The 24,978-nt window shown below is 40.8% G+C and carries 22 protein-coding genes; 14 read left to right on the forward strand and 8 right to left on the reverse strand.

Annotated features, from left to right (window positions below):
* The first annotated feature begins 89 nt into the window (after positions 1 to 89).
* Entirely contained in the window at positions 90 to 329 is a 240-nt protein-coding gene (locus AC27JR_RS10025; protein WP_069439489.1) for a DUF3955 domain-containing protein, read from the forward strand.
* Positions 330 to 341: 12 nt separating this feature from the next.
* On the opposite strand, the gene AC27JR_RS10030 is transcribed toward AC27JR_RS10025, so the two are convergent.
* Together AC27JR_RS10030 and AC27JR_RS10035 are read right to left on the reverse strand one after the other, a co-directional pair.
* Entirely contained in the window at positions 342 to 971 is a 630-nt protein-coding gene (locus AC27JR_RS10030; protein WP_010389835.1) for a trimeric intracellular cation channel family protein, read from the reverse strand.
* A gap of 290 nt (positions 972 to 1,261) precedes the next feature.
* On the reverse strand, positions 1,262 to 2,278 hold the full coding sequence (locus AC27JR_RS10035; protein WP_475474689.1) for a LacI family DNA-binding transcriptional regulator: 1,017 nt from the start codon (positions 2,276 to 2,278) through the stop codon (positions 1,262 to 1,264).
* Between the two features lie 292 nt (positions 2,279 to 2,570).
* Here AC27JR_RS10035 and glk point away from each other — a divergent pair, with 292 nt between their 5' ends.
* The 5 genes from glk to gap all read left to right on the forward strand — a co-directional run bounded on the left by glk (position 2,571) and on the right by gap (position 8,468).
* Positions 2,571 to 3,569 (forward strand): glucokinase, encoded by a 999-nt coding sequence (glk, locus tag AC27JR_RS10040; protein WP_372860313.1) that lies wholly within the window; start codon positions 2,571 to 2,573, stop codon positions 3,567 to 3,569.
* 29 nt (positions 3,570 to 3,598) lie between these two features.
* Positions 3,599 to 4,612: a LacI family DNA-binding transcriptional regulator gene (locus tag AC27JR_RS10045; protein WP_109874710.1), complete on the forward strand. Its 1,014-nt coding sequence runs from the start codon at positions 3,599 to 3,601 to the stop codon at positions 4,610 to 4,612.
* 338 nt (positions 4,613 to 4,950) lie between these two features.
* Complete coding sequence (edd, locus tag AC27JR_RS10050) at positions 4,951 to 6,801, forward strand: phosphogluconate dehydratase (RefSeq protein WP_487173519.1); 1,851 nt, start codon at positions 4,951 to 4,953, stop codon at positions 6,799 to 6,801.
* A gap of 33 nt (positions 6,802 to 6,834) precedes the next feature.
* A complete protein-coding gene (gene eda, locus AC27JR_RS10055; protein ID WP_010389844.1) occupies positions 6,835 to 7,467 on the forward strand; it encodes a bifunctional 4-hydroxy-2-oxoglutarate aldolase/2-dehydro-3-deoxy-phosphogluconate aldolase in 633 nt (210 codons plus the stop codon).
* A complete protein-coding gene (gene gap, locus AC27JR_RS10060; RefSeq protein ID WP_008110546.1) occupies positions 7,464 to 8,468 on the forward strand; it encodes a type I glyceraldehyde-3-phosphate dehydrogenase in 1,005 nt (334 codons plus the stop codon). The genes eda and gap overlap by 4 nt, the downstream gene beginning before the upstream one ends.
* A gap of 82 nt (positions 8,469 to 8,550) precedes the next feature.
* Here gap and AC27JR_RS10065 read toward each other — a convergent pair whose 3' ends face one another.
* From AC27JR_RS10065 to AC27JR_RS10080, 4 genes are all read right to left on the reverse strand, one after another.
* On the reverse strand, positions 8,551 to 9,825 hold the full coding sequence (locus AC27JR_RS10065) for a leucine-rich repeat domain-containing protein (RefSeq protein ID WP_487173489.1): 1,275 nt from the start codon (positions 9,823 to 9,825) through the stop codon (positions 8,551 to 8,553).
* A 122-nt stretch (positions 9,826 to 9,947) separates the two neighbouring features.
* Positions 9,948 to 10,661, reverse strand: coding sequence for a YebC/PmpR family DNA-binding transcriptional regulator (locus AC27JR_RS10070; protein WP_131690963.1), 714 nt, complete (start codon positions 10,659 to 10,661; stop codon positions 9,948 to 9,950).
* A gap of 164 nt (positions 10,662 to 10,825) precedes the next feature.
* Positions 10,826 to 12,904, reverse strand: a complete 2,079-nt coding sequence (locus AC27JR_RS10075; RefSeq protein WP_131690964.1) for a M13 family metallopeptidase — start codon at positions 12,902 to 12,904, stop codon at positions 10,826 to 10,828.
* A gap of 187 nt (positions 12,905 to 13,091) precedes the next feature.
* Complete coding sequence (locus tag AC27JR_RS10080) at positions 13,092 to 14,882, reverse strand: ABCB family ABC transporter ATP-binding protein/permease (RefSeq protein WP_487173490.1); 1,791 nt, start codon at positions 14,880 to 14,882, stop codon at positions 13,092 to 13,094.
* Positions 14,883 to 14,995: 113 nt separating this feature from the next.
* Here AC27JR_RS10080 and AC27JR_RS10085 point away from each other — a divergent pair, with 113 nt between their 5' ends.
* From AC27JR_RS10085 to AC27JR_RS10105, 5 genes are all read left to right on the forward strand, one after another.
* The gene (locus AC27JR_RS10085; RefSeq protein WP_487173491.1) at positions 14,996 to 15,457 is read left to right on the forward strand and encodes a hypothetical protein; all 462 of its coding nucleotides are present in this window, start codon (positions 14,996 to 14,998) and stop codon (positions 15,455 to 15,457) included.
* Positions 15,458 to 15,565: 108 nt separating this feature from the next.
* The gene (gene secD, locus AC27JR_RS10090) at positions 15,566 to 17,404 is read left to right on the forward strand and encodes a protein translocase subunit SecD (RefSeq protein ID WP_487173492.1); all 1,839 of its coding nucleotides are present in this window, start codon (positions 15,566 to 15,568) and stop codon (positions 17,402 to 17,404) included.
* Positions 17,397 to 18,326 carry a protein translocase subunit SecF gene (gene secF / locus AC27JR_RS10095; protein WP_487173493.1) on the forward strand — a complete coding sequence of 310 codons (930 nt, stop codon included), beginning with the start codon at positions 17,397 to 17,399 and terminating at the stop codon, positions 18,324 to 18,326. The genes secD and secF overlap by 8 nt, the downstream gene beginning before the upstream one ends.
* 264 nt (positions 18,327 to 18,590) lie before the next feature.
* Positions 18,591 to 19,067 carry a transcription elongation factor GreAB gene (locus tag AC27JR_RS10100; protein WP_487173494.1) on the forward strand — a complete coding sequence of 159 codons (477 nt, stop codon included), beginning with the start codon at positions 18,591 to 18,593 and terminating at the stop codon, positions 19,065 to 19,067.
* A gap of 104 nt (positions 19,068 to 19,171) precedes the next feature.
* The gene (locus AC27JR_RS10105; protein ID WP_487173495.1) at positions 19,172 to 19,723 is read left to right on the forward strand and encodes a dienelactone hydrolase family protein; all 552 of its coding nucleotides are present in this window, start codon (positions 19,172 to 19,174) and stop codon (positions 19,721 to 19,723) included.
* Between the two features lie 28 nt (positions 19,724 to 19,751).
* On the opposite strand, the gene AC27JR_RS10110 is transcribed toward AC27JR_RS10105, so the two are convergent.
* Positions 19,752 to 20,087, reverse strand: coding sequence for a zinc ribbon domain-containing protein YjdM (locus AC27JR_RS10110; protein ID WP_487173496.1), 336 nt, complete (start codon positions 20,085 to 20,087; stop codon positions 19,752 to 19,754).
* A gap of 574 nt (positions 20,088 to 20,661) precedes the next feature.
* Between AC27JR_RS10110 and AC27JR_RS10115 the strand changes: the two genes are divergently transcribed.
* From AC27JR_RS10115 to AC27JR_RS10125, 3 genes are read left to right on the forward strand one after another with little or no spacing between them, the layout of a single operon-like run.
* The gene (locus tag AC27JR_RS10115) at positions 20,662 to 22,056 is read left to right on the forward strand and encodes a RimK family protein (RefSeq protein WP_131690970.1); all 1,395 of its coding nucleotides are present in this window, start codon (positions 20,662 to 20,664) and stop codon (positions 22,054 to 22,056) included.
* On the forward strand, positions 22,056 to 23,207 hold the full coding sequence (locus tag AC27JR_RS10120) for a peptidase C39 family protein (protein ID WP_487173497.1): 1,152 nt from the start codon (positions 22,056 to 22,058) through the stop codon (positions 23,205 to 23,207). The genes AC27JR_RS10115 and AC27JR_RS10120 overlap by 1 nt, the downstream gene beginning before the upstream one ends.
* Before the next feature lie 13 nt (positions 23,208 to 23,220).
* Positions 23,221 to 23,733 (forward strand): MgtC/SapB family protein, encoded by a 513-nt coding sequence (locus AC27JR_RS10125; protein ID WP_008110519.1) that lies wholly within the window; start codon positions 23,221 to 23,223, stop codon positions 23,731 to 23,733.
* A gap of 13 nt (positions 23,734 to 23,746) precedes the next feature.
* Here the strand turns inward: AC27JR_RS10125 and AC27JR_RS10130 are convergent, their stop codons facing one another.
* On the reverse strand, positions 23,747 to 24,976 hold the full coding sequence (locus AC27JR_RS10130; protein ID WP_487173498.1) for a sensor domain-containing phosphodiesterase: 1,230 nt from the start codon (positions 24,974 to 24,976) through the stop codon (positions 23,747 to 23,749).
* Positions 24,977 to 24,978 lie beyond the last annotated feature (2 nt).

Consider the following 24,978-nt stretch of genomic DNA (forward strand, 5'->3'; position numbering starts at 1 on the left):
AAAATTAATGTTGCTCAGTCACTGTAGATTAATATTCGTTCATTCAAACTGCTATCCCGACAATTTAATAAAATAGTTATGGATAGATTATGCGCTTTTTTTCAAACAAAACAGCCACCTTGAGTGTTTGCTTTTTATTGCTTGGCACGGGTTTTATGCTGATAGAAAACAGTGTGTATCAATATGTTGATCATAATGGTGTTCTACATGAAAGCGTGTTTATGCCCTTGAGCATACTGTGTTTTGCTTTGGGAGTTCTTTTTGTGGTTAGTTTGTTAGCCCGAAAAGTATTCGGGCTATTTAAAAGTGCTAGGGCAGGTGGGCATTAAAAGCTGCTGTTATTACTCATTATTTAAATTAGCGGGCTCTAATAAATTAAATGTCGGTAAGCGCCATTTAAAGCGTACCGATGCCATACGAATTAAATAGCCTACCACTAAACTTGCAACCACACTGATATTGTCATCAATGTTGTAGTGGTGCAGTGCTAAGTATAAACAAGCAACAATAAGCGCTACGCTTGCGTAAAGTTCATGATGAAGTACTAATGGCGCTTGTCGACAAATTAAATCACGTAACAATCCACCAAATACACCGGTTACTATGGCTGCAACTACACAAATTCCATAGTGCAAACCCATATTTAGCCCAACTTGGCAGCCAATTATACTAAATGCGGCAAGCCCTAGGGCATCTAGGCGCATAAATATGCCTTTAAATTTAACCACCCATTTTGCCAACCAAGTAGTCACAATACCGGCTAGGCAAGTGATCAGTAAATATTCTGGGTGTTTTACCCAAGTCAGTGGGTAGTTACCTAATAAAATATCTCGCACGCTACCACCACCAATTGCTGTAGCACTGGCCACTAACATAACACCAAACCAATCCATATTTCTTCGTCCAGCGCTAAGAGCACCAGTCATGGCTTCTGCTGTAATACCTATAATATAAACGATGGTTAAAAGCATGAGATGATCGCTTGAAGTTTTAACAATAAAATAAAAACAGGATTGTAGTGATAAAAGCATGCATTGACGAGTGAAAAATTACATTAAAAACAGCCACTTTCAGATTAAAAAAACTAATGTGATAGCGAGGTGTGAATAGCCTGTTAATGTTACGAAAGCACCAGCTATAGTATTGGAAGCAAAAAGGACAAATGACCGTAAAAATGCAATAAAGCCTGAATTAATTTAAGGTAAAAGAGCGCTGTTGTCTTTAATTTTGTTGCTTCTTAAAAGTGGTTTTACTGAATAAATTAGCTTGAGCCACGTGCAATTAAACGCGGTGGTAGTAGGGTGCTTTGCACTTGCTCACCCCTAATGAGCTTTAATAGGTTTTCAACTAACATTTGCCCAGCGATAGTGGTGTTTTGTTCTATGGTTGTCAGCGGTGGATTAATGTAACTGGCAATAGATATATTATCAAAGCCTATCACGGCCACATCTTTTGGCACGTTAATATTGGCTTCTTTTAAAGCCCGTATTGCGCCTATTGCTATAAGGTCGCTGGCAGCAAAAAGTGCATTAAAGGTGATGTTATTAGCAATTAACGAACGCGTGGCATGATAGCCAGACTCTTCGGTGGAAATGGCGTTGGCAATTTTACGCTCATTAAGTGTAATACCGTTTTGTTGTAACGCGTCTTTAAAGCCATTGAAACGGGCAAAAAATTCGGGGCTATGATCAGAGGCATCGCCTATAAACGCGCAGTCTTTGCGGCTATGTGCCAACAAATGCTCAGCGGCGAGTTTACCGCCGCCATAATTATCACAACTTATGGTTAAATCAGGGCGGTTATCAACACTTGCTCCCCAGCAAACAAACTTGGTGTTTTGTTCAAGCAAGGTGTTAAATTTTGGCTGAAAATCAATGTAGTCACCATACCCCAATAAAATGATGCCATCTGCACGGTGACTGTCTTCGTAATCTGCCTGCCAATCAGCACTTGCCGATTGAAATGACACGAGTAAATCGTAACCCTCTTTAGCGCAGGCACGGGTAATACTGCCCAGCATGGCTAAAAAAAACGGGTTTATTTGTGACTCATCTGAGGTAGGGTCTTCAAACAACAATAAAGCAAGAGTACTGCTTTGCTGAGTGCGTAAGTTACTGGCATTTTTATCAACTTTGTAGTTAAGCTTTTTGGCAATGTCATGAACTCGCTTGCGCGTTTCATCATTTACTAAGGGACTGTTGCGTAAAGCACGAGAAACTGTAGATTGAGACACCCCAGCATAATGGGCTATATCAAACGAGGTGGCTTTACCTTTCATCACTATTACTTACTAAAGAGGACAATAAGGGGCTATTCTCGTTTATTGATGGATTTTTTCAAGCTTATTTATCAATAAAGGCATTTTTTTATTGATTTTGGTATGACACCGGTGTCACAATAAGGGTGTTTTATCATTTTGTTGTCAAAACGTATTAGCTACCTTTATTATTAAAGGTAGCCTTTTTTTACAGTGATAGCTGCTTTGAGGTGATAGCTCAAAGTAAATAAGTATCAATGGATACCCCATTAAAATAATAAGTACTCATTACTTAAACAAAAGAGATAACACTATGGGTTTACACTCTAGCACACACTTTGATCCTATTTTGGTTGCCGATATAGGCGGTACAAACGCCCGTTTTGCATTGATAACTGGGTTCGACGAATCAAGTAATCAATTTACCATTGAGCATAACCATACGTTTCCAAGTGCTAATTATGGATCACTTGAAAGTGCCACTGAGTATTACTTATCAACAGTGTCTCATATAACTCCAAAACGTGCATGCCTTGCAGTAGCCGGCCCAATCAACGCAGGCCAAGTTCACTTAACTAACTTGGGTTGGCACTTTAGCGTTAATGATTTCAAACACCACTTTGACCTAGAACAATTAAGCGTAATAAACGACTTTGCAGCTTTTGCGTACGCCGCGCCGTATCTTGACCCTTCACAAAACGTGACCGTTAAACCAGGCCAAGCAGACGACGCTGCTAATATTGGTGTAATGGGTCCTGGTACAGGCTTTGGTGCAGCGTGTTTAGTGCGTACTGCACATTCTTGTGCGGTAATGAGTTCAGAAGGTGGTCATATTTCACTAGCAGCCGTAAACGAACTCGACGCTCAACTTATTCAAGAACTTAAAAAAGACCACCCACATGTATCGGTAGAAACAGTGTTTTCTGGCCCAGGCATTGCTCATTTGTACAAAGCTATGGCAGCAGTTAAAGGGGTGGCTGCAAAAAATTTAGATGCGGCACAAATTAGTAGCTTAGCCAATAGCGGTGAATGTGAAGTGTGTGAGGCAACCCTTAATCAATTTTGTGATTGGATTGGCAGTGTTGCTGGCGATTTAGCGCTTGCTTATGGCGCTCTTGGTGGCCTTTACATTGGTGGCGGCATATTACCAAGAATGCAGGCTCGTTTACTGGAAAGTCGCTTTATTGAGCGCTTTTCGCAAAAGGGCATTATGTCGCAATATACAGGCCAAATCCCGGTCACATTAGTAACACAAGACAACATTCCTTTAATTGGTGCTGCCGCGTGTTTGCATACGAGTCAACAGGTTTAATTACGTTGCATACATTTGGAAATAAATAGATGAAAAAAGTCACTATAAATAGCGTCGCCAGTTATGCAGGTGTATCTAAAAAAACGGTATCGCGCGTACTAAATAACGAACCAAATGTGAGTGCGGCTACACGCGAGAAAGTATTAGCGGTATTTAAAGAGCTTGATTACACACCCAACCCCATTGCTCGAGGACTTGCACAAAACCGTAGTTTTATTATTGGTTGCTTATACGACAATCCAAGTAAAAGTTATATTACTCGTGTGCAAACAGGCGCATTGGCTGCATGCCAAGAAAACAACTATAACTTGTTGATTCACCCTTGTGAGCTCAGAGGTGAGGCACTCATTAATAACATAGAGCAGCTATTACAGTCATCACGCCTTGATGGTTTAGTGCTTACGCCGCCATTTTGTGACTTTTCAGAACTGGTTGATTTTTTAAAGTCGAAAAAAATTCCTTATGCTCGAGTGGCTTCTGCTATTTTAGAAGATGACTCTATTTCTGTTACCAGTAATGACGAGCAGGGCGCATTTGAGATTACCGAACATTTAATAAACCTAGGGCATACCTCTATCGCGTTTATTAAAGGTCATCCTGATCACAGTGCTACACAGCAGCGTTTTAAAGGCTACAGACGCGCACTGGCAAGCCATGGTATTGAATTTAACGAACGCTTAGTTGAAGAGGGTAACTTTAGTTACCATTCAGGGGTAGACAGTGCTCGGAGTATTTTGGATTTATCGCCACGTCCTACTGCTGTATTTGCATCGAATGATTACATGGCAGCCGCTGTGCTTAAATTAGCCACGCAGCGCAACTTACGCGTTCCAGACGATATTTCTATTGCAGGCTTTGATAATGCGCCCATAGCGCGTCATATATGGCCAGGCCTAACGACCATAGCGCAACCTGTGGAAGAAATGACTAAACAAGCGGTTACCCAATTAATTACCCACATTATTGAACCGCAAGAGTCACCATATAAAGTGATTTTAGAAGCCAAATTAATCACGCGTGAGTCTACCGCAGCCGTAAAATAACACCGATTTTTCACAGTAGCCCGAGTATGAGTGACGCTTACTCGGGCTTTTTTTATCTGCATTTTTAATCTTCATTATTTTCCACTGATATTTCATTAAAAATTCACGTTTATTTATTGTACATGTTAAAAAAAAGGACTATTTTTATTACTCAGGGTTGACACCGGTGTCAGTGTCATGCGTTAATACCCTGACACCGGTGTCAGGGTTGTTGTGAGAGGCTCCCTGGTAGCGTACCTTTGAACGGGTAAGTCAAAGATGCTCAGTACAGTTATTTTCGTGGAGTCTATAATTGTTACTGAGCCTTTATCCTCTAACGAATAGAGATGAGTAAAATTATGTTGCACCCTCGAATTCAAGAAGTCACAGAACGCGTTATTGAGCGCAGTAAACAAACCCGTCAAGCCTATTTAGATCGTATTTCGCACGCAAAAAAACAAACAAGAGTTCGTGCTGGTTTAGGCTGTGGCAATATCGCCCATGTTATGGCTGCGTGCAGCAGCGACGACAAAGCGCGTTTAAAAGCAGATGAGGTTCCAAACCTTGCAATTATTAATTCATATAACGACATGTTATCTGCGCATGTGCCTTACAAAGAATACCCAGATTTAATTAAAAGCATTGCCACTAAATTTGACGCGACCGCGCAAGTTGCTGGCGGTGTTCCTGCGATGTGTGATGGCGTTACCCAAGGGCGTGACGGCATGGAACTATCGCTGTTTTCTCGTGACGTGATTGCTATGTCTACTGCGGTATCGTTATCGCATGACGTATTTGACGGTGTGTTTTGTTTAGGTGTATGTGACAAAATTGTCCCAGGCCTATTAATTGGTGCTTTATCATTTGGCCACTTACCAGTGTATTTTTTACCAGCAGGGCCAATGCAGTCAGGTATTCCAAACAAAGACAAAGCACGTGTTCGTCAAAAGTTTGCACAAGGACTGGTATCTCGTGAAGAGCTACTAGAAGCTGAAAGCGCTTCTTATCACAGTGCGGGTACCTGTACGTTTTATGGCACTGCAAATTCAAACCAAATGCTAATGGAAATAATGGGCTTACACTTACCAGGTAGCTCGTTTATAAACCCATACACAGAACTGCGTGATGGCTTAACCGGTAATGCGGTTGAAACCATGCTTAAGCAGCTTACTGAAAACAAAGATGGCCCGTGTTTAGCGGATGTGATCAGCGAAAAAACCATTATTAACGGCTTAGTTGGCTTGTTATCAACAGGTGGCTCAACCAATCATGCAATCCATATTGTGGCGATTGCTAAAGCGGCCGGTATTCAAGTTACATGGAAAGACATGTCTGATTTATCAGCAGTTGTACCATTACTGACGCGTATTTACCCAAATGGCTCAGCAGATGTTAATCACTTTCAAGCAGCCGGCGGAATGGGCTTCTTAATGCGTGAATTAGCAGGTGCTGGTTACCTTCATACAGACGTAACCACTATTTTAGGCGAAGGCCTTGCACCTTACATGTGTGAGCCACTACTCGATAAAGACGACAACCTAATTATGAGTGATGCGAACGGCCCAAGCAAAGTTAAGTGGGTAGCGTGTCCAGAAAACTCACATGATGAAGAAGTACTTCGCCCAGTAAGTAACCCATTTAGTAAGCAAGGTGGTTTACAGCTACTAACGGGTAACTTAGGTAAAGCGGTTATTAAAGTCTCTGCGGTTGCAGAGTCTCATCAAGTGGTGTCGGCACCGGCTAAAGTATTTAGCTCACAAGGTGAGTTACAAGATGCCTACAGCCGTGGCGAACTTAACCAAGATTTTATTGCTGTACTTAAAGAGCAAGGGCCAAAAGCCAAAGGCATGCCTGAGCTTCATAAGCTCACACCGGTAATGGCCACATTACAAGATCAGGGCTATAAAGTGGCTATTGTTACCGACGGTCGTATGTCGGGCGCATCAGGTAAAGTACCTGCAGCAATTCACTTAGCACCTGAAGCGGTTGAAGGCGGTATTATTGCTAAAATTCATGAAGGCGATGTGGTGACACTAGATGCACCTAATGGCATTTTGAAACTACACGTAAGCGATGAAGAGCTTGCACAGCGTGAGCTACAAATTAGCCAAGCAAGCCAAACATTTGGTACAGGCCGTGAATTATTTACTGGGTTTAGAAATATCGTGAGCAGTGCCGATTTAGGTGCAAGTGCTTTTGGACTTGAATAATAATTAGCCATCTTGGGTAATGAGGAACAAGTAATGAGTATTGAAAAAATCTTAGCATCGGCACCGGTTGTGCCAGTAGTGGTAATCGAAAAATTAGAAGATGCGGCACCACTTGCAAGAGCGTTATACAACGGTGGCTTAAAAGCACTTGAAATTACACTACGTACGCCAATTGCTGCACAAGCTGTAAAGCTAATGAAAGCTGAGGTACCAGAAGCTTATGTAGGTACTGGCACTGTGGTTGATAAAGCGAGCTTTAACGCCTCAGTAGAAGCGGGCGCTGACTTTATGGTGAGCCCTGGTGTAAGTGATGAACTGTTAGCATTGGCAAAAGAGTCAAGTATTCCTTTTTTACCAGGTGCAGCTACCCCAAGCGAAGTGATGAACTTGGCAGCGCATGGCTTTAAATTTTTAAAGTTTTTCCCTGCAGAAGCCGCAGGCGGTACAGCGATGATTAAGTCGATTGGCGGCCCATTACCTGATATTACTTTTTGTCCAACCGGTGGCATTAGTTTAGCTACTGCGCCTGATTACTTAGCACTTAACAATGTTATTTGCGTAGGTGGTACGTGGATGTTAGACAAACAACTTATTGAAAATAAAGACTGGCAAGCTATTGAAACGCTTGCTCGCCAAGCATGTGAAGTTAATAGGAGTCAAAAATGATTAATGTAGCAATTAATGGCTACGGCCGAATTGGTCGTAATGTATTGCGTGCACTGTATGAGTCAGCGCAAAATAATGAAATTAAAATTGTAGCTATTAACGATTTAGCGCCAGCCAATGTAAATGCTCATCTGACTCAGTTTGACTCAGTACATGGTCGTTTTTCACAGCAAGTAACGCTAAAAGACAACACCATGCTAATTGGCGATGATGTGATCACGTTAACGCAAGAACGTGATCCTGCTAATTTACCGTGGAAAGCTCTAAACGTCGATATCGTACTTGAATGTACGGGGTTATTTACTTCTCGCGAAGCAGCTAATAAGCATATTGAAGCGGGCGCGAAAAAAGTAGTGGTATCGGCTCCTGGTACTGATATGGATGCAACGGTAGTACACGGTGTAAATAGCGATGTAATTAATGCCGATAGCAACATTATTTCTAATGCTTCATGTACAACCAATTGTTTAGCGCCTGTTGCTAAAGCGATTAACGACACAGTAGGAATTGAACAAGGTAGCATGACCACCATTCATGCTTACACTAACGACCAAAATTTATCTGATGTATACCACCCAGATTTATACCGTGCGCGTAGTGCAACTCAATCTATGATCCCAACTAAAACGGGCGCAGCGAAAGCAGTTGGTTTAGTACTACCTGAACTTGCCGGTAAACTAGATGGCATGGCGGTACGTGTACCAACTATCAATGTGTCATTGGTTGACTTAACCTTTATTGCTAAGCGTGATACAAGCATTGAAGAAATTAACCAAGTGGTTAAAGACGCTGCGTTTGGCTCTATGAAAGGTATTTTAGAGTACAACGAGCTACCGCTTGTTTCTATCGACTTTAATCATAACCCAGCATCATCTATTTTTGATGCAACGCAAACGCGTGCTGATGGTAAATTAGTTAAAGTAATGGCGTGGTACGACAACGAATGGGGTTTCTCAAACCGCATGTTAGATCAAGTTAAAGCGCTGGGTGCTTATTTATAATTTTTCCGTGTAGTTAAATTTTACTTTATCCAGCCAAGCCACGCATCGCGTGGCTTTTTTATGCTTTTTTGCACTGCTTTATTTATAAACAGTCCGCCAAATTTTTCAACGTTGGACGCTGCACTATGTCTTCACTCATGCATTGCTTTGCAATATGTTGTAGGTGGATCACCTCTGCGCTTTGTTCGTTACAGGTAGAAAGTAAATCATCAATTAAACAGCAGATAGCACGGACTTCTATGCGCTGCATTTGTTGCTGTTGATAGTTACTGAGTGTGACTAAGTTTGTCGCCGCACCAAAATCACCAAACACTATTTCATCATTTTCATTGATCATAATGTTATGCGCATAAATATCGCCATGGCTAAGTGTATGCTGGTGCAGGTGGGCAACAGTACTGACGAGTTGCTTAGCAATAGCATAAATTGTTGCCGTGCTGTAATGGCAATCATCTTTGAAGGTGTCTCGTGTGCAGGTTTCTAAACTAGGAGGCAGCCTTAAGTTAGCGTAGCTAGGGTCAATAAGCTCCATAGCTAACCCAAGTTGCTCATTGTGTTCAATATAAGCAAGCACTTTAATTAAGTTTGGGTGTAACTGTGCTTGTAAGCAACAGTTAACTTCGTCTAATGGAGAACCATCACTGGTTATAGCGCCTTTAAACAGTTTTACGGCAATCGTGCTATTTTGCCATTGGGCACTATGAATAATACCCGATGCACCTTGGCCAATAACTTTATCCAGTTCAATCTCAGTTAATGGTGTACGCGGGAATAACTCATGGTTAAGTTGTTGTGAGCGATTAAACTCATTCCCTGCAAACGCTAACCAAGTCAGTTTGGGGAGTTCAAATAGCCAGTCATCAAGTTGGGTTAGTTTATTAGCACTTAAACGCACCAGCTCTAATGCTGAACAGTTTTGCATAGTCACGGGTAAATGGGTGAGTTGGTTTCCTGCCAGCGCTAGCTTTTTAAGTTTGGTTAGTTCACCCATAGAGTCAGGTAATTGAGTAAGCTGATTGTCAGTTAATATTAACCACTGAGTGCTTTGTGGCAGACTATGCTCACTAAATTCAGTAATTTGATTCCCCTTAAAGGCTATCATTATTAATTCAGGGCATTGACTTAATACACGAGGAATATGCTGAAATTGGTTAAATGATAAAAATAACCGTTTTAACTTTGTAAGTTTAGCAAAGTTAGCGGGTAAATCGCTTAATTGATTGTTTGATAAGTCCAGCACTTCAAGGGTATCGGCAAGAGTGAAAATTTCTTCTGGAAAGTCAGTGAGGTTTTCAGCCAATTGTAAGTGACTAACACCAGTTAAGGCACCGGTACGCAGCTTTGTCAGGGTATTCAAAATTAACTAATCCATTTTACATAAAACAAAAAGGCCAACTAAGTTGACCTTTAAACATTATTTGATCTGAACTCTGCTTGAAACAGATTTATTATTCGAAGTTCAGGTTGTTCGCTTAACGATTAAAATTGAGCGTTATGGTACACGTTTTGTACGTCATCACAATCTTCAAGCATGGCTAAAAAGCGCTCCATAACTTCAACGTCTTCGCCTTCAATAGGGGCTTCAACTTGAGGTACAAAGGCAATTAAGTCTTCGTCAAATTCTGTAACACCTATTTCTTCAAGTGCTGTGCGGGTATTGTTGTATTCAGTGTGCGGTGCAAATACGGTCACTTTGCCGTCTTCTACTTCAACGTCGGTAACATCAACATCTGCCATCATCAGTGCTTCAAGTACGGTTTCATCGTCGTCACCGTCAAACACAAAAATAGCAAGGTGATCAAATAAGTGTGAAACTGAGTTTTGTGCGCCAATTTTAGCGTTTGCTTTGGTAAAACATACACGTACATCAGCAAAAGTACGTTTGTTGTTGTCGGTTAAACAGTCAACAATAATCATACAGTTACCTGGCCCGTAGCCTTCGTAACGCGTGGCTGCATAGTCTTCACCGCCGCCACCTTTGGCTTTATCAATAGCACGTTCAATTACGTGAGCCGGTACTTGGTCTTTTTTAGCGCGTTCAATTAAACGACGTAGTGCTAGATTGCCGTCTGGATCAACACCGCCATTTTTAGCACAAATATAAATTTCTTTACCGTATTTTGAATAAACTTTAGTTTTAGCACCCGCAGTTTTAGCCATTGAATCTTTTTTGTTTTGGTAAGCTCTTCCCATCTGCGTTTCGCCTTAATATGTATAAATAATTGAAAAAATTTGCAAGCCCATATTCTAAAGGTAAATACGGGGTAGGGCTAGTAAGTATTGTTAGTAGCCAAAAATAAAACAACCCGCATAAGCGGGCTGTTTATTCGTTACAAACGATGAACGTTTGTCAGGTATTACCAAATACGAACGCGTTCTTCTTCTGGTAGGTATAACTCATCGCCTGGTTTTACATCAAATGCTTTATACCAAGCATCATGGTTACGAGGCGCTTGTGCTCTAAAGCGACCTGGTGCGTGTGTACCACCACGTAATTGGTTTAACATACTTTGCTCAGTACGTTTTTCTTTCCATACTTGTGCCCATGCTAAGAAGAAACGTTGATCGCCGGTTACACCGTCAATTACCGGTGCTTCTTTACCATTTAAGCTTAGTTTGTAAGCATGATAAGCCATGGCTAAACCACCCACATCACCAATATTTTCACCTAAACTGTTGCGGCCATTTACAAAGTTACCTGGAATTGGCTCATATTTGCTGTACTGAGCCGCCAGTTTGTCAGCTTTAGCATCAAAAGCAGCACGATCTTCGTCAGTCCACCAGTTACGTTGAATGCCGTTAGCGTCAGATTTTGAGCCTTGATCATCAAAGCCATGGCCCATCTCATGGCCAATTACAGCGCCAATGCCACCGTAGTTTACTGCTGGATCTGCATTTGGATCGAAAAACGGCGGTTGTAGTATAGCGGCAGGGAATACAATTTCGTTAAACGAACTATTGTAGTAAGCATTAACACGTTGTGGTGTCATGCCCCAACGATTACGGTCGGTCTTTTTCAGCTCTTTTTCTACACTTTCAGCTTGGAAAAACTCACGCATATTTTTTACATTAGCCATTAAGTCATTTTTGCTAATGCTTAAGCCTTCATACGATTGCCATTCATCTGGGTAACCAATTTTTGGCACAAACGCCGCTAATTTTGCACGCGCATTTACTTTTGTTTCTGCGCCCATCCAATCTAAGTTATCAATACGCTCACCAAGTGCTGTGCGTAAGTTTTCAACAAGCTCTGACATTTGTTGCTTAGATGACTCAGGGAAATAACGATCTACGTAAATTTTGCCAATTGCAAAGCCCAATGAGCTAGTGCCAGACATTTGGCTGATAGCGCGTTTCCAGCGTGGACGTGGCTCTTGTTGACCATTTAACTCTTTTCCATAAAAGGCAAAGCTAGTGTTAAATATTTCTTCAGATAATAGTCGTGAGTTACCATTAATCGCATGATATGTAAGGTAGTCTTTCCATACGCTTAAATCTTCGTTATTGATTAAGTCAATCATGGCTTTAACAGGTTCAGGCTGCGATACATTTAATTGTGGTACTTTATAACCTGTTTGTGCAAAGTATAAATCCCAGTTAAATCCTGGGTATTGCGCACTTAACTCATCGCGTTTTACTTGGTTTAGGGTTAAATCACGATTACGGCGTTTTTCACGTGGCCAATGACCTTCTGCAATTTTGGTTTCAAGCGCTAAAATCGCTTGTGCACGCTCTGTGGTATTATCAACCCCTGCAAATTTAAGCATATCGGCAATATGTGCAACATACGCTTCACGGGTTTTTACAAAACGTTCTGCATCTTCAAGGTAGTAAGAACGATCAGGTAAGCCTAAGCCACCTGCACCTAATGACATTTCGTATTTATTGGGATCTAAACGGTTAAACCACATACCGCCACCAAGTGGTGCACTTACACCCGTAAGCCAAGATTGGCCAAATACTTTTGCCAAATCATCAGTAGAGGCAACCGAATTGATGTCGTTAAGCAACGGCTTAATTGGCGTGATACCAAGTTTGTTAAGCGTCTCAGTATCCATGTACGAGTTATAAAAGTCAGCGACCAGTTGCTCTTCGGCGTTTAAGTTTTCACGTGCTGCAATTTCTTCAATAATTTCTTTAACGCGATCTTCACTGCGCTCAGCTAGCGCAGAGAATGCACCATAGCGGGTTTTATCTGCTGGCATTTCATAGTTGTCGTACCATGAACCACTGGCGTACATGAAGAAATCGTCGCCTGGCTTTACAGCTTCGTTACGCGCAGTTAAATCAACCCCAAACGTGCCTAATTCGGCTTGCTCTGTTACTTGTGGTTTTTCTGCAACTGCTGCTACTTGCTCAGTTTTTGTTGTTTGTGGCTCAGAACAGCCAGTAATAAATGTGGCAGCGAGCGCCGCTGCAATTAAACTCTTTTTCATTATTTTCCCCTATGAATTCACGTTATTTAATTCGTTATATTTTTGTTATAAAAATAGCTACTTGATTGTATTGATAACTTCACTGCAAACAAACCTTTTGAGGTGAATAACCGTACCGGTCGATAAGATGAATGAAATACTAGTAAAATAGCACTCAGATACTTAAATTGTACCCGAGTGGCTTAGTTTATTGCGCTTTGGACTGTTTTTGTTGCAAGGTCCACATATGAGCATATTCACCATTTTGCATGAGTAATTCATCATGTTTACCTTGCTCTACCACTTCTCCGGCCTTAAGCACGATAATAGTATCGGCATCGGTAATTGTTGATAAGCGGTGCGCAATAACAATACTGGTGTGGTTAGAGGCTACTTCTCGCATAGCGTTTAATATGGCCTGCTCAGATTGTGAGTCGAGCGCGGAAGTGGCTTCGTCAAAAATTAAAATCGGCGATTGCTTTAAAATAGCGCGAGCAATAGCAATACGTTGTTTTTCGCCGCCAGAGACTTTTAGTCCGCGTTCACCGACTAAGGTTTTATCGCCTTTATCTAGGCTATTAATAAAGTCTGTTAGATGCGCCATGTTTATAGCTTTGTTTACTTCATCTTCACTGGCGCTGGGTCTGCCATAGTGAATATTTTCGCGTATGCTGGTATTAAATAACACAGTATCTTGCGGCACTATGGCAATAGCTTTACGCAAACTTGCGAGGGTAACTGTGTTTATGGCTTGATTATCAATTTTTATAGCGCCCGATGAAAGTTCATAAAAACGATATAGCAAGCGGGCTAACGAGCTTTTACCTGCGCCACTAGCACCTACAACCGCTACCTTAGCACCAGGGTTCACATTAAAGCTAACGTTCTTAAGAATAGGGCGTTTACTATCGTAGCTAAAGCTGACATTTTCAAAGCTAATTGCCCCATTTTTGAGTGTTAATGGTTGCGCGGTTTCGCTATCTGCTACTTTGGGTGAGGTATTTAATAACCCAAGCATGTTTTCAAGGTCGGTAAGGGCACGGCGTATTTCACGGTACACAAATCCCAAAAAGTTAAGCGGTAAAAATAGTTGAATCATATACGCATTGATCATCACCAGTTCACCAATCGTTAACTCGCCGGTAACCACTTCATTGGCGCCAAGCCACATTAATGCGGTTATGGCACATGCAATGATCAGTGCTTGCCCTGAATTAAGCGCCAGTAACGAGAGTCGATTTTTTAATCGAGCTTGTTCCCAGGTTGCTAAAAATGTGTCGTAAGTTTGGGCTTCATGTTGTTCATTATTAAAGTATTTTACGGTTTCGTAATTTAATAGGCTGTCGATGGCGCGGGTGTTACTTTGGTTGTCGGCAGCGTTTGACTCACGAATAAAGCGGTTTCGCCATTGGGTAACCGTCACGGTAAAAAAGATATAAATAGCCACAGCAAGTAGGGTGATCAGTGCGAACCAAATAGAAAATAAGGTGCCAAAAATAATCGCCACAGTCATTATTTCAAACAACGTGGGCACAATATTAAACATTAAAAAACGCATTAAAAAGCTTAAACCACTGGTACCACGCTCTATGTCTCGACTTATGCCGCCAGTTTGCCTATCTAAATGAAAAGCTAAATCTAATGAGTGCAAATGTTTAAACACTTTAAGGCCAATATCTCGCATGGCATGCTCGGTGACTCGCGAAAATACTGCATCGCGTACTTCACCCAAAAATACACTAGCAAAGCGCAATGCGCCGTACATAATCAGTAATAAAGTAGGAACAAGAAGTAGTGGATTAATTGATTTATCAACCGTATCAATTATTTCTTTTAAAGCCCATGGCATGAGTAATGTCGCGCCTTTAGCACCGACTAGCGCTAATATGGCAATCAGCACACGGCCTTTAAATTTAGTGATATAAGGCCAAAGAGTTTGAATGCTTTGTTTTAAATTCATGGCGTCGGGGCGTTTTACTGAACTTTGTCTGGAGCGCATCGAGGATCTCAGTATTTGTTTTTATATAAATTAATTAGCTTAAGAACGGCTATTGTATTTTAATTAGCTGCCCTTATATACTAGCTATCCTTTATTTTAGTTTTAAATGGCAAATGTTTAAATTTCGCGTTTTTTTCGCTACATGCTTGTTTTTTGCTGCACTCTTTAGTGTGCAAAGCCATGCTATGGGCGTAAAGCACGAATTAAACAGTAACCAAAGCAGTTATAGCGATGTTATTAATGTTGACCATTTAACTAACACTCCTACACCTACAAAATCGCTTGGCAATTTAAAGCATAAAAACTCAAAGCATTCTGATTTTGCTGCGCATCAGCCTAGGTTAACAGCCAATAACTCATTTTTATTTCTACATAGTGCGCAGGGGGATCCTGAATACGATGTAGTGCATGAGTTTTTTGCCCTAAATGGCTGTCGGCATATTTTTTTGCGACCGCAAGCAGTCACTATAAGTCAGCCTTGGTATACTAGGGTATTTAAAAGTAAAAAGTCGCGCTTGAGCGGCTGGAAAGACGCTAACCTGTTATACACCGCTGTAACTACCTATCACGCTTAAAGTTCCTTATTTAATGTTAATTGGTTTTAACGCATCGCGTTTTGACCTGCAGATTAATTGTGCCTAATAGGTACGTTACTGGGCTATGCCGAGTAATAAGGAATAACTATGTTAAGTCTAAAAAAAGAGAAAAAGCCATTTAAGGCTAAGTTTAAATTGAGCTATGTAGCCATGCTGATTGTATTAGTGTTACTAGCAATAAGCGCCTTACCTAATTTATATCCGAATAAGTCATGGTTGCATATTAGTGCAGCTTCTGATGTTAAAACGCAAGTAATGCCAAGTACTGAAAACCTAGTTAGCTTTTTAAATAGCCAAGGTTTTGAAGTTAGTGAAAGTTTAAAAGACCAAGCAAATATTAATGTACTTTTAAATACACCTACACAAAGTGCCCAAGCTCAGGCGGCTTTAAAATCAAACTTTCCAAATACACAGGTTAAAATTGTTGAACATGCAACCAGTCCTATTTGGTTACAAGAGTTTGGCTTATCGCCCATAAAGCTGGGTCTTGATTTAAACGGCGGGGTATTGTTTGTACTTGATGTTGATTTAAATAAAGCCATTGATGAGCAATTGCTCAGTGCATATCAACAAACAAAAGCCATTATTGTTAAGCAAAAAGCCTATGGCGTTAAAGCGAAGCAGACTAATCAGGGCTTTGAAATAAGTGCGCTTGAGAATGCTGGCGATAAGCTAACAGTTGTCATAAAAGAGCTTAAAAGCCGTTTTGAAAACCTCACTACAACCACATCAACTAATGGCAACTTACAGGTCGTTAAAATTAGCTATTCTGAGCAAGGGCGCAGCGCATTTGATAAAGAAGTGATGAGCCAAACACTCACCACACTTCGCTCACGTATTGAAGAGCTCGGTATAACTGAGGCCGTTACACAGCGCCAAGGTAAGCAGCGCATTCGTATTGAGCTACCTGGCGTGCAAGATCCAGCTGAAGCAAAACGCATAATTGGTGCAACCGCGTCATTGGGGTTTTATCAACTTAAAGAGAGAGGCGGGCAAACGTTTAATTTGCAATCGGGAGGGACTATTAAGCTCGACCCTGTACCTATATTTACCGGTGAGCATATTAATAACGCTAATATAGGCCGTGATGACTGGGGTAAACCTTTGGTACAACTGAGCTTAGATGGCCAAGGTGGCGATGCTATGTCGGCTTTTTCAAAGGCAAATATAGGCAAACCTATGGCAACGCTCTATTCAGAGTATTCACAAAATGCTAAAGGCGAAGTGGTTAAAAAAAGCGAAGTTATTAATGTGGCGAACATTGCCCAGCATTTAAGCTCACGGTTTAGTATAACCAATATGCAAAGCCAGCAAGCGGCTGCCGATTTAGCGCTATTATTACGCGCGGGTTCACTCACTGCGCCCGTAACTATAGTGCATGAGCAAACTATTGGCCCAAGCCTTGGCCAAGATAATATTAATAATGGATTAGCGGCGTTAATGTTAGGCATGGGTTTAACGCTTGCGTTTATGGCACTGTGGTACCGCCGTTTAGGGCTTATTGCAAATGTTGCGTTAATTTTAAACTTAACCTCTTTAGTGGGGCTAATATCGTTATTACCTGGGGTGGTTTTAACTCTTCCAGGGATAGCAGGCTTAGTATTAACTATAGGGATGGCGGTTGATACTAACGTGATTATATTTGAGCGTATAAAAGAAGAGCGCCGCAAAGGACGTCCTCCATATCAAGCGATACAAGAGGGCTATAAACAGGCAGCGAATACTATTTTAGATGCCAATATTACCACGATGATCACCGCGATTATTTTATATGGCATAGGTTATGGCCCGGTAAAAGGCTTTGCTATAACGCTGGCGCTAGGACTTATTACATCGGTATTTACTGGTGTGTATGTATCGAAGTATTTAAGCCAAAGCTTATATTTAAAGCTGGGTAAAAAAGCAGGAGTAAACGCGCATGCTTAACACTTTTTTAGAATGTGAGGCAGGGTCTCGTATACGTTATACAGGCATGCTGATCAGTGCTATGTTTGTGTTGTTATCGGTATTAACCATTGCACAAAAAGGGCTCAACTTTGGCCTTGATTTTACGGGTGGATATTTAACAGAGTTCACCACCAGCCAAGGTGTTGAACTAAAACAGCTTGAGCAATTTATTGCTAAAAACCACCAAGGTGAATTTGAACTAACAGCACAGGGCAATAATCATTTTCAATTAACACAAGGCCCCATTAATACAGGCAATAACGATGACTGGAAAACGGCCATTAGCCAAAACCCTGCTATAAATGCTGAAGTTTTATCATCGGCTTATATTGGCTCTCAAGTGGGTGATGAACTATTTGAACAAGGCTGCTTAGCATTATTTGCTGCGATGGTTGCGGTAATGATTTATTTAGCTGTTCGTTTTGAATGGCGTTTGGCATTAGGCTCTGTGGTGGCTTTATTACATGACTTGGTGCTAGTGGTTGGCTTATTTGCATGGTTACAAATAGAGTTTAACCTAACCGTTTTAGCCAGTTTGTTGGCGATTATTGGCTACTCACTAAATGACTCAATAATAGTGGGTGACAGGGTGCGCGAGCTGTTGCGCATACCAACAAACATCACACTCAAACCAAGCAGTATTATCAACAGTGCTATCAAAAGCACCTTAACTCGTACGCTTATTACCTCCGGGACTACGCTCGCAACGGTGGCCAGTGTTTGGCTGTTAGCAGGTGCGCCGCTTCAGGGATTTGCAATTGCTCTGTTTGCAGGAATAGTCGTAGGCACGTTATCGTCCATTTGTATTGCTGCAACATTACCCGAGCTACTTGGGTTAAGTGTTAAAAACTACGATAAGCAAGTGGATCAGCAAACGCAGGCATTAATGGATATGCCATAGGCTTAAATCAGCATTGTTGTTACACAGCAAAGGGATAGTGTTCGATGTAGCAACAATGCTAATACCAACCTGCATAAATATTTGAACAATTTAACGAATTAAATTCCCCTATAACGTTGTTAAAATTTTTTCATTTAGAACAACTAGATGTCAAAAATTTTGCCTAGTTATAGAGCAATTTTCTTATCGTTAAAATAGGTCCCATATCCAAGTAGATTGGTATAAAATAGCAAATTATTTTTACCGTATTTAGTGAATTTCCAAATGAATAAAGCCCATGTTACAGAGCACCTGCGTTTTGCCTTAGAAGAGCAGCTCAATACTGCGAAAATTGCAGCTAAAACAGCCCACGATACCGCGACTCACGAAGAAAGTATTGCAGAAACTCAATATGATACGCTCGGGCTTGAAGCTGCGTATTTAGCGCAAGGTCACGCTGATCGGGTGAATGAGTGTTATAAAGAAATACAACTATTTGAAGCCATCTACAACGACGCCGTTACAGGCACAATAGCAGTCAGTTCATTGGTATGTTTAGAAGATGATGCAGGCACACAAAAATGGTTTTATTTAGGCCCAGCAGCTGGTGGATTAACCGTTGATATTAAAGGCACAACTATTCAAGTACTTACCTCTGGTGCCCCTTTAGGGCAACAGTTATTAGGTAAACAAGTCGATGATGAAGTTAACTTAACTATCGGCGATGTAAAACATAGTTACGATGTGGTTAAAGTGCTTTGAATGTAGTATTTATTTGTCTCTTACTCTGAGGCGCAGCATCTCGTAGGCCTCTTTGTTAAATTATTGCCTAAAACTTATAGAATAAAATTAAAGATGAGCCGTTTATGAACTTAGTATTGGTCAGTGATATTTTTGGTAATACAGCGGCTTTAAAAGCATTAGCTGAAAAACTAAACGCTCAGTCTATTGTCGATCCCTATGGCGGGGTTGATATGGCGTTTAACTGTGAACAGCAGGCCTATGAGTATTTTAGCCAGCATATTGGCCTTGATGAGTATATAGCTATTTTACAAAAAGCGATTAAACCACTCGCTGCCAACACTATATTGATAGGTTTTAGTGTTGGCGCATCGGCAATTTGGTCAATGTCTGCACACCCGGCGATTAAAACGATAGCTAAGGGCATTTGTTTTTACAGCTCACAAATTAGGCACCATACAGATATACAACCACAATTTGAGATTGAACTCATATTTCCGTATTATGAGCCGCACTTTGATGTTAAATCACTACAGGTGGAGCTTGCAACAAAGGCTAATGTTAACGTAAAGCATGTTGATTACTTACATGGTTTTATGAACCCACACTCAAGTAATTTTAATCAGAATGCCTACGATCAAATATTAGCTGCGCTATCTAAAGAACTAAAAAATTAGCAGTTAAGCGTTATTACTTTCTGTAATTTCATGCTTTTTTCACAAACTTGGCCGTTACCATCATTTCACCTATGCCATCTACTTTACAGTCAAGCTCATGATCTTTTTTATCAAGTACACGTCTTACTAAGGCCTTGGTGCCAATTTTAATAACCTGAGAACTGCCTTTAATTTTTAAATCTTTGGCTACGGTTACTTTATCGCCATCAGCAAGCAAAGTGCCGTTTGCGTCTTTCACTAAAATAGCGTCTTCGTCATTAGTAATACTCGGGTTCCACTCATAGGCACATTCTGGACAAATAAGCAGCTGTTGGTCTTCGTAAACGTATTCACATTGGCATTTAGGACAAGCGGGAAGAGACATAATGATCACTTTTAGTGGTAAATTTTGGCTATTTTAAAACACAAATTAACAATAAAAAAGTTCATCAAATATTTTTATCTTCACGCTAAAAATATCTCGTTTGTACGTATCTAAAAAAGGGCTTATAAAGCAAGTGTCGCTTAAGCAATTTAAGCGCTAACGTTTATAGTAGATATTCGTTAAAGCACCTATCGTATTAAGTGATTTGCTATTTGCTGCACTTAGTGCGATGGGTGTTTCTATTTGCTGTTTAACTACCTGAGCTAACTAGCCAGGGTGTTTTTTATATTTTGACTCAGGGCCTGTTGACCTTTGCGGATTAAAATTTGTTCAAACTAGGGGCGGTTTAATCGCGGCGTGAGGCTTGTAACCTAGTGGACTAAGTCAAAGCCGAGCAACAAAGAGTAAATCGCCTCTAGGCAGAACCCTACGGGCAGCGCCTGTTTGGCATTGATGCTGCGTTATCGCCTATTTATGTGGAGAAAACCACACCACATAGGCTCCGCCTTGCCTAAATACCAAACAGACTGCTGCAAATTTAACCTTTAAAGGTCAGCAGACCCCAGGAAAAGTCGTGTTTAAAACCTTAATTGTGGTTGATAACAATGAGCAAGCACTTGCTCTTTCATTTGAAAATGTAATTACATTTGACACCTATTTACGAGATTACCCCAAACGTAACGAACCTAAAACCCGCATTATTAATTTATGCGACTCAAGCCAATACTTGAGTAAGGGTTATTATTGTTCTTTGCTTGCAGAAGCCCGCAAACACCAAGTATTACCAAGCGTTAAAACAATAAACGCGCTTAGAAGTGGACAAGCACCTATTTTAAATACTGGGCATATTGATGGCGCAGTATATTTTGGTAATGCTCTAAACGAATTACAAGGTAAAGCGGCTAAATCGGTATTTAAACAATACCCAGCGCCTATTTTATTTGTCGATCAGCAAGGTTTATTGCAACAAGGCTCTTTAACCTCATTAAGTGAGCAACAATATGCTGCGTTTATTGAAAAGCTAAATGAGTTTACCCAAACTCAATGGCGTATTGGTAAAGTAGAGCGCCGTTTTCGTTGGGATATGGCGATATTGGTTGATCATAACGAAAAAGTACCGCCAAGTGATAAAGATGCAATAGCTCGTTTTATAAAAGCAGCAGCGAAACATGGTATTAACGCAAAAGCACTCAGCTTTGATGAAATAGACAATATTGCCCAGTTTGATGCGTTATTTATTCGCCAAACTACAGCAATTGACCATCCAACATACCGGCTTGCAAGTAAAGCGCAAAGTCTCGGGTTAGTGGTAATTGACGATGCTGAATCTATTTTACGTTGTTGTAATAAAGTGTACTTACATGATGCATTTAATTATCAAAAAGTACCGAGTTTAAAAACAGTAGTAGTGGCTGATAAATCAAGCGATACCATTGAGCAATTAGAAGCTGCATTTACTTATCCGCTGGTATTAAAAATGCCAGAAGGGTCGTTTTCAAAAGGCGTTTATAAAGTTGCTAATCGTGATGAATTAGAAGCTAAGCTTAGTGAATTATTTGCACTGAGTGCGCTGGTATTGGCACAAGAGTACATGTATACCGAATACGATTGGCGTGTAGGGGTACTTAATGGTCGTGCTATTTATGCATGTCGTTATTTAATGGCGCGTAACCATTGGCAAATATACAACCATGATGCAAAACGTTTTTTTTCCGGTGGCTTTGAAACGTTACCTACCTTTGAGTTACCAAAAGCTGTGTTAGACGCTGCTTTAAAGGCCTGCAAAACAGTGGGTAAAGGTTTATACGGTGTAGATGTTAAAGAGCACCAAGGTCGTGCGTATGTATTGGAAGTAAACGACAACCCGAGCATTGATCACAAAGTAGAAGATGGTTACTTAGGTGACGAGCTATACATGATCATAATGGATGAGTTTAAACAGCGGTTAGAAGCACGAGGCCGCGGCTAATGCCTATTGCTCTGGTTGAAAAAGTAATAGTGGCAGAGGCGACTAAGCTAGTTATTCGCCCTGCAATAACCTCTGACTTAAAGGCGTTGGTGGCGCTTGAAAATACTTGCTTTAGTAACGATAAGCTAAGTGCGCGTAGTTTAAAGCGCTGGCTTGGGGCTAAACATGGGATTTTATTAGTTGCTGAGCAAAATGCGCAACTATGTGGCTATGGCTTAGTGTGGTGCCATAAAGGCACGCGTTTAGCGCGTTTGTATTCGTTAGCCGTATTACCAACAATGCAGGGCAAGGGCATAGCCAAAAAATTACTCAATGAACTTGAAAAAGCGACCAGTGAGCGTGGACGTATTTATTTGCGCCTAGAAGTTGCAGTAAATAACGACAGCGCCATTGGGCTTTATAAAAGTGTGGGGTATCGCGTATTTGGTCAATACAGTGATTATTATGACGATCACAGTGATGCCTTACGCATGCAAAAAAATATTCGCCAAACCAGTGAGTTGCAGGTTGAGCGTTTAACGCCATGGTATCAGCAAACCACCGAGTTTACCTGTGGTCCTGCTGCGTTATTAATGGCAATGGCTACTCTTGACTCAAACACAGAGCTGAGTCAGTCACATGAATTAGCTTTGTGGCGTGAAGGCACCACGATTTTTATGACCTCTGGGCATGGCGGTTGTCACCCATTTGGCTTGGCACTGGCTGCAAATAAACGCGGTTTTACAAGTGAGGTGATTGTTAATACATCTGAACCATTATTTTTAGATGGGGTTCGCAGTGATAACAAAAAATCAGTATTGGCCACGGTTCATCAACAGTTTGTTGAAGGTATTGCAGCGGCAAATATTTCAGTTACACAAAAAGATGTTGAATTAACTGACATAGAAAACTGGTTGAGTCAGGGATTTAGTGTGTTGCTGTTAATTAGTACCTATCGGTTTGATGGTAAAAAATCACCGCACTGGGTGTGTGTAACCCATTTAGATGCACATTGTGTTTACGTACATGACCCATTTTGCGAGCCTGGTAATGACAACCAGCTAGCAATAGATTGTCAGTATGTACCAATTGCACGCAGCGACTTTAGTAAAATGTCGGCATTTGGTAGCCAAAGGCTCAGAACGGCAGTTGCTATTGGAAAAGTAAAATAGATTAGGATATTAAGTGACATTTTTAGATTTTATCGATGTAGCGCCATATTCATGGGCAGCCATTGGCACCGCTGCTTTTTGTGGCGCTATTATTGGTATAGAACGCCAATTGCGCGGCAAACCCGTAGGTATTCGCACATCTGCGTTAATAACGTTAGGTACATATTTGTTTTTATCTACGGCGTTTAATTTACAAGGGGATGTGATTGATCATTCTCGTGTAGTGGGGCAAATAATCACGGGTATTGGCTTTTTAGGTGCAGGCGTAATGCTGGCAAAAGATGGTGCCGTGGTAGGGGTTACATCTGCTGCTACTATTTGGGTGCTTGCGTCTATTGGGGTGATGATCGCAACCGAAAACCTAGGTGCTGCAATTAAGCTTTCTATACTGGTGGTTGGTATTTTATATGGTGTTGATGTGCTCGAAGCTAAGTTTAAAAGTCTTAGCAAAGGTGTGCACGCTAAAGTAAAAAGTTATCATAAACGCTATTATCGAAAAGACAGTATAGATAGCGAACGCCACTAAATAGTGGTGTTTTTTATGCTAGTAGAGTTGCGTTTAGTAAACTAAGTGCATCGTTAATTGCTGCGGGGCGGCCAATAAAATAACCTTGCACACTATCTACATTGAGCTTTCTTAACGAGTTGAGTTCTTCTTCGGTTTCAATTCCCTCGGCAACGATGGTGCAGTCGATTGCTTTTGCAAACCCGCACAGTGCTTTTGCCAGCAAAAATTTTCGATCGTCAGTGTTTATATTTTGAGTGAGGCTGATATCTAATTTAATAATGTCGGCTTCAAGCTCTAAAATGTGCTGAAATGACGAAAAGCCAGCGCCTACATCGTCAATGGCCAAGCGAAGCCCTCTTTTTCTGAGTGGTGTAAGTGCAGTTCGCATTTTTTCGTAGTCGGAAATTGGCGAATGCTCAGTAATTTCTAATACTAGCCTAGTGCAGTCACTTTGCTGTAATGTATGTTCAAGTGCACCGCTTAGAATATGCGAAGGTGAGCAATTAATGGCAATGTAAGTTGTATCATTTAACCGTGCCATGTCTGCGACTGCATTTTTAATGGCTAGCATTTCTAATGCTTCATTTAAGCCAACTTTTTTTGCTTCTTTAAACCATATATCAGGGGTTTTATAAGGAGTGGTAAAAAACCGAGCAAGTGATTCAAAACCCGCAATTTTATTATGGCGTAGATTATAAATAGGCTGGAAATACATACTAATATCATTATCGCTAATAATTTGCTGAATAACTGATTTGGTATGATTGTGCGATACACTTTTGGATAAGTTTTTTTCAATTAAGTCCGTCGCTATTTCAGAAATAATATTTAAAAACGATAAATCGCGATCGTTTAAACTCTCATCATGATGTGATTTATAACAACAAAACGTGCCATACAGTTTGCCGTTCGACAGGTTGATAGGAACACCTATATAAGCGCCTATACCTAACTTTTTGGTCACCGGCATAGCCTTGGTTATAGGGTTAGCTTTGGTATTAGTAATAATTGGACTGAGCTTTTCATCGGTGATTTTTTGGCAATACGTTTCATTAATCGGATCGGCATTACCCACTTTAACAATTTGGTTTTCAGAGGGGTTATCGACCACTTTAAAAACCCGCTCATCGTTAATAAATTCAGATATAAAAGCAACATCCATATCTAAATGTTTGCGTACCAACGCGAGTAAGTTAGTTAGTTTAGCCTCAATGGATGTGTTGTTTTGTTGATCGACAAGCAGATTGGTAAGTTTATCCATCA

This window comes from Pseudoalteromonas sp. NH0006-26, assembly GCF_057552415.1.

What these genes read in the sequence shown, in the direction of transcription:
- AC27JR_RS10025 (WP_069439489.1), top strand. Translation starts at nt 90, where the DNA reads ATGCGCTTTTTTTCAAACAAAACAGCCACCTTGAGTGTTTGCTTTTTA.
- AC27JR_RS10030 (WP_010389835.1), bottom strand. Translation starts at nt 971, where the DNA reads ATGCTTTTAACCATCGTTTATATTATAGGTATTACAGCAGAAGCCATG.
- AC27JR_RS10035 (WP_475474689.1), bottom strand. Translation starts at nt 2,278, where the DNA reads ATGAAAGGTAAAGCCACCTCGTTTGATATAGCCCATTATGCTGGGGTG.
- glk (WP_372860313.1), top strand. Translation starts at nt 2,571, where the DNA reads ATGGGTTTACACTCTAGCACACACTTTGATCCTATTTTGGTTGCCGAT.
- AC27JR_RS10045 (WP_109874710.1), top strand. Translation starts at nt 3,599, where the DNA reads ATGAAAAAAGTCACTATAAATAGCGTCGCCAGTTATGCAGGTGTATCT.
- edd (WP_487173519.1), top strand. Translation starts at nt 4,951, where the DNA reads ATGTTGCACCCTCGAATTCAAGAAGTCACAGAACGCGTTATTGAGCGC.
- eda (WP_010389844.1), top strand. Translation starts at nt 6,835, where the DNA reads ATGAGTATTGAAAAAATCTTAGCATCGGCACCGGTTGTGCCAGTAGTG.
- gap (WP_008110546.1), top strand. Translation starts at nt 7,464, where the DNA reads ATGATTAATGTAGCAATTAATGGCTACGGCCGAATTGGTCGTAATGTA.
- AC27JR_RS10070 (WP_131690963.1), bottom strand. Translation starts at nt 10,661, where the DNA reads ATGGGAAGAGCTTACCAAAACAAAAAAGATTCAATGGCTAAAACTGCG.
- AC27JR_RS10075 (WP_131690964.1), bottom strand. Translation starts at nt 12,904, where the DNA reads ATGAAAAAGAGTTTAATTGCAGCGGCGCTCGCTGCCACATTTATTACT.
- AC27JR_RS10080 (WP_487173490.1), bottom strand. Translation starts at nt 14,882, where the DNA reads ATGCGCTCCAGACAAAGTTCAGTAAAACGCCCCGACGCCATGAATTTA.
- AC27JR_RS10085 (WP_487173491.1), top strand. Translation starts at nt 14,996, where the DNA reads ATGTTTAAATTTCGCGTTTTTTTCGCTACATGCTTGTTTTTTGCTGCA.
- secD (WP_487173492.1), top strand. Translation starts at nt 15,566, where the DNA reads ATGTTAAGTCTAAAAAAAGAGAAAAAGCCATTTAAGGCTAAGTTTAAA.
- secF (WP_487173493.1), top strand. Translation starts at nt 17,397, where the DNA reads ATGCTTAACACTTTTTTAGAATGTGAGGCAGGGTCTCGTATACGTTAT.
- AC27JR_RS10100 (WP_487173494.1), top strand. Translation starts at nt 18,591, where the DNA reads ATGAATAAAGCCCATGTTACAGAGCACCTGCGTTTTGCCTTAGAAGAG.
- AC27JR_RS10105 (WP_487173495.1), top strand. Translation starts at nt 19,172, where the DNA reads ATGAACTTAGTATTGGTCAGTGATATTTTTGGTAATACAGCGGCTTTA.
- AC27JR_RS10110 (WP_487173496.1), bottom strand. Translation starts at nt 20,087, where the DNA reads ATGTCTCTTCCCGCTTGTCCTAAATGCCAATGTGAATACGTTTACGAA.
- AC27JR_RS10120 (WP_487173497.1), top strand. Translation starts at nt 22,056, where the DNA reads ATGCCTATTGCTCTGGTTGAAAAAGTAATAGTGGCAGAGGCGACTAAG.
- AC27JR_RS10130 (WP_487173498.1), bottom strand. Translation starts at nt 24,976, where the DNA reads ATGGATAAACTTACCAATCTGCTTGTCGATCAACAAAACAACACATCC.